Genomic DNA, 4020 nt, shown 5'->3' on the forward strand with positions numbered 1-4020 from the left:
ATGTGCCCCTCCCCCCCAACCCTACCGGCTGGCCCACTTCTCCAATTGTTTATTTTTTCTGAATAAAATAAGTGTACCATAAAAATATTTTTTCGTGCTAAACTCAGATGCCAACTTGTGATGACATTTTCAATTTTACCAAATATACGGTAAGATAATAGATAGACACGGTAAGTTATTGTGTTAAAAGCGATACAGTTGACTTACGCCTATGTCGAGTTAATTTGGATAAAATCCCAAGGAGAAAACACCATGAACGAAGCAAAGCTCATTCAAGATCTTGAAGAAATCAATCGCAATGTCGACAACAGCAAAAAGTTGCCAGGTGCAAAGAACGTCTACCTCGCTGCTGGTTGGTTCTCTGACAAACAAGAAGAGCTCCTAAAAGACGCTTTTATTAAGTTAAGTGCGAACCCTTCAATCGCTCACATTCACGTGCCGCTTTTGCACCAATATGGCGGTGTCGCTTTAGGTGAATCAAACAACGAACCAGGCTTTGAATGGGGTGCCATGACTTATAAGGCTGATATTAAGGCCATTGATAACTCAGATATTACGGTTGCTGTGTTTGAAGCCGAAAATCCAGACAGTGGTACAGCGATGGAATTAGGTTATTCTGTTGCCTCTAACACACCTGTTGTGTCTGTTTTTGACGGTAACCTTGACGAACACCCAATTAACTTGATGCTTTCTTTCGGTACTGATGCGCATGTTACATCAACTGCCGAACTAGCTGACTATGATTTCTTTGACATCACACCAAACCGTTACATGGGTAAGTTGATCTAAATTTAAGATGTCAAGTATAAACACTTGACACGACTTTTGAAAAACCTATTGACAAAAGCGTTAAATTTCGATAAACTTGACTAGTTGATAAATTGAAACGAAAGGAGGTGCCATTATGGCTACCCCATCAAACAAGAACTCTAAGTCTCACAAGCGTAACCGCCGCGGACACATCGGTTTGAATGTTCCTAACATTTTGTTGGATCAAGCAACTGGTGAATACCGTGTTGCCCACCGTGTTTCACCTTCTGGTGTTTACAACGGCAAGCAAGTTGCTGAAAAGAAGTAATATTGCAAATTAACCCATACCTTACGGTATGGGTTTTTGTTTTCCCTGCTATTGGTCCAACTTCACACAAACAACAAACACATTGCGATTATGTGGTAAAATAGTGTCATGACAATTACAATTAGAGAAGCAGCGGTTGACTCTGTCGAAGCCGCCAAACTGATGCGCCGTAAAGGCGCAAACCGTATTGAATTAAGTGCCGATCTTGAAGTTGGTGGGTTAACCCCAGATACCCGGACAATTATTGATACCCTAATGGCAATCGATGATGTGCCAGTCATTATTATGGTTCGGCCACGGCCAGGCGATTTTGCCTACAATGACCTGGAATTACAACAAAAGCAGGATAGTCTCCAACAAAATGCTGATGTTGGTGGTCAATATGTCACCTTTGGGGTTGTCCGCGACCAACAATTGGATCAAACAGCCATGGCCCAACTCATTCAAGTGGCATCTGACTTAGATTTAGAAGTTGTCATGCATATGGCTTTTGATGCTATCGCCGTTGATGCGCAACCGGCCGCAATGTTTTGGTTAGCTGACCAGGGCGTCAAGCGTATTTTAATGCACGGTGGTCCACTTGCAACACCGATTTTTGATTGTGTGCCACATCTGCAAACACTCGTTAACACGGCCCCTGCCGGCCTTACCATTTTGCCAGGCGGTGGCATCACCCCTGACAATGCCCAACGCTTAGCGGATTCGTTAGGTGTCACGGAAGTTCATGGGTCTCAAATTGTTTAAACTTACAAGCTTGACTGGTCACTTTAACATTTGTGTGAAGTGACTTTTTTATATCACACCTTTCAGTCGCGCACACGTGGCCAATATTAAGAAAAACGAGGACGTTATAATGCCATTAGACGGGCTATTTACCCATGCTTTAGTGCATGAATTTAACACATTACTGACCGGTGGCCGAATCACAAAGGTCCACCAACCCTATCCGAATGAAATTGTGCTCGTTGTGCGCAATAACGGGACTAACTATCCCCTCCTCTTAAGTGCCCATCCGACTTATGCTCGAGCACAAATCACACGGATTCCTTACGAAAATCCACAAACAGCACCAAACTTTGTGATGTTTTTGCGTCGTTACCTCGAAGGGGCAAAGCTCCAAAAAATCGAACAAATTGCCAACGATCGTATCATTAATTTTTATGTCAATGCCCGCAATGAACTCGGTGACATCGAAGAAATTCGCTTAACTTTGGAAATGATGGGTCGCCACTCTAACCTGTTCTTAGTGCGTGAACACGATCAACGTATTTTAGAATTGATTAAACATGTGCCATCTGATCAAAATCGGGTGCGCTCACTCATGCCTGGTGCCACTTATGTCATGCCACCAGCACAAGATCGCTTAAACCCATTTACGGCTGGCTTTGCGACCTTGGCACCCATGATTTTAGATCGTCCGGCTGACGAGTGGCCACAAATCATTCAGGCCACTTATCAAGGTTTTAGCCGCGATGCCGCCACGGCATTGGCTAATGCGATTGCTCAACCTGGTGATCCCTTGCAACATGCCCACGATTGGCTAGGCAATTTTGATGCGCCAACGCCAACGCTGTTTACCAGTGATAAAGGTGCGCTCAGCTATGCCGCCTTCCCTTGGCAGCAGCCAGCCGCAGACATCACAACTTTTGAAACATTAGGTGAACTGCTTGATGCTTATTATATCGGTAAAGCCGAGCGCGAACGAGTTAATCAACAAGCCGGCTCACTCGTACGTGTTGTTAAAAATGAACTCAAGAAAAATCAAGCCAAGCGCAAAAAATTGCTGGCCACGCTTGAAGATGCCGAAAACGCTGATGAGTTGAAGGTGATGGGCGATTTGCTGATTACCTACCCACACCTCGTTGAAAAAGGCATGACTTCAGTCGCAATCGAAAATTATTACGACAATAACAACCTGTTAACCATTCCACTCGATCCTAAATTAAATGGGTTGAAGAATGCCGAAAAATACTTTAATAAGTACCGCAAGTTACGCACAGCCGTCGCCTATGTCAATGAGCAAATGGCCTTAACGGATGCCGAAATTGATTATTTCAATAACATTGTGGCGCAGTTAGATGTTGCCTCACCCAAAGATGTTGAAGATATCCGCTTAGAATTAACGACTGGTGGTTATATTCGTGCCAACAAAAAGAACAAGCAAAAGCCAAAGGTCTCACAACCGGATCGCTTTATCAGTTCTGACGGGACGTTGATTGAAGTCGGTAAGAACAATTTACAAAACGAGCGTTTGTCATTGAAACAAGCCGATCGGCGTGATATCTGGCTACACGTCCAAAAAATACCCGGCTCACACGTTGTGATTCGTGACGCAAGTCCATCTGACGAAACGTTGCTTGAAGCAGCCAAACTTGCGGCCTACTTCAGCAAGGCCAGAGGGTCTGCCAATGTGCCAGTTGATTATTTACCGGCAGGTAAATTGCGAAAGCCAAACGGCGCAAAGCCAGGATTTGTGATTTTTGAAGGCCAACAAACCCTCTATGTCACGCCTGATGCTAACCTAGTTCGTCAACTCAAAGCTAATCACTAAAAAACACCGTTAACACGGTGTTTTTTTATTTGGGTTCCGGTAAAAATAAATGCCCCAACGTGGCAGCCATCACCGCTTTAATCGTATGTAACCGATTTTCTGCTTGGTCAAATTGACGCGCATACGGCGCATGGAAAACCGCATCGGTAATTTCCATCTCTGTCAGGCCAAACTCAGCATAAATTTTCTGTGCCATGGTCGTTTCCAAGTCATGAAAGGCTGGTAAGTCATGCAACACAATCACTTGATCATTGCCCGTTAAATCAACTAATGTCTGATTAATTTGGTAAGGTGCAAGCAGCTCAATACGTGTTGCAAAGCTTGCTTCTTCCCCCATCGAGGCCCAAACATCCGTGTATAACACATCAACCCCCGCCACCCACGTAGCAAT

4 protein-coding genes and 1 pseudogene are annotated in these 4020 nt (G+C 44.3%); 4 read left to right on the forward strand and 1 reads right to left on the reverse strand.

From position 1 onward, the window contains the following. Positions 1-252 precede the first annotated feature (252 nt). The 4 genes from ACW12G_RS06795 (at position 253) to ACW12G_RS06810 (ending at position 3629) form a co-directional block, all read left to right on the forward strand. Positions 253-789 carry a nucleoside 2-deoxyribosyltransferase gene (locus ACW12G_RS06795; RefSeq protein WP_010004677.1) on the forward strand — a complete coding sequence of 179 codons (537 nt, stop codon included), beginning with the start codon at positions 253-255 and terminating at the stop codon, positions 787-789. 115 nt (positions 790-904) lie between these two features. Next, complete coding sequence (gene rpmF, locus ACW12G_RS06800; RefSeq protein WP_010000541.1) at positions 905-1078, forward strand: 50S ribosomal protein L32; 174 nt, start codon at positions 905-907, stop codon at positions 1076-1078. Positions 1079-1186: 108 nt separating this feature from the next. Further along, the gene (locus ACW12G_RS06805) at positions 1187-1822 is read left to right on the forward strand and encodes a copper homeostasis protein CutC (protein ID WP_455647585.1); all 636 of its coding nucleotides are present in this window, start codon (positions 1187-1189) and stop codon (positions 1820-1822) included. Positions 1823-1931: 109 nt separating this feature from the next. Next, positions 1932-3629 carry an NFACT RNA binding domain-containing protein gene (locus tag ACW12G_RS06810; RefSeq protein ID WP_455647586.1) on the forward strand — a complete coding sequence of 566 codons (1698 nt, stop codon included), beginning with the start codon at positions 1932-1934 and terminating at the stop codon, positions 3627-3629. Positions 3630-3654: 25 nt separating this feature from the next. Here ACW12G_RS06810 and ACW12G_RS06815 read toward each other — a convergent pair. Next, a pseudogene (locus ACW12G_RS06815) lies at positions 3655-4020 on the reverse strand (ornithine carbamoyltransferase); the annotation flags it as partial.

This window comes from Leuconostoc sp., assembly GCF_965300815.1.

What these genes read in the sequence shown, in the direction of transcription:
- ACW12G_RS06795 (WP_010004677.1), top strand. Translation starts at nt 253, where the DNA reads ATGAACGAAGCAAAGCTCATTCAAGATCTTGAAGAAATCAATCGCAAT.
- ACW12G_RS06805 (WP_455647585.1), top strand. Translation starts at nt 1,187, where the DNA reads ATGACAATTACAATTAGAGAAGCAGCGGTTGACTCTGTCGAAGCCGCC.
- rpmF (WP_010000541.1), top strand. Translation starts at nt 905, where the DNA reads ATGGCTACCCCATCAAACAAGAACTCTAAGTCTCACAAGCGTAACCGC.
- ACW12G_RS06810 (WP_455647586.1), top strand. Translation starts at nt 1,932, where the DNA reads ATGCCATTAGACGGGCTATTTACCCATGCTTTAGTGCATGAATTTAAC.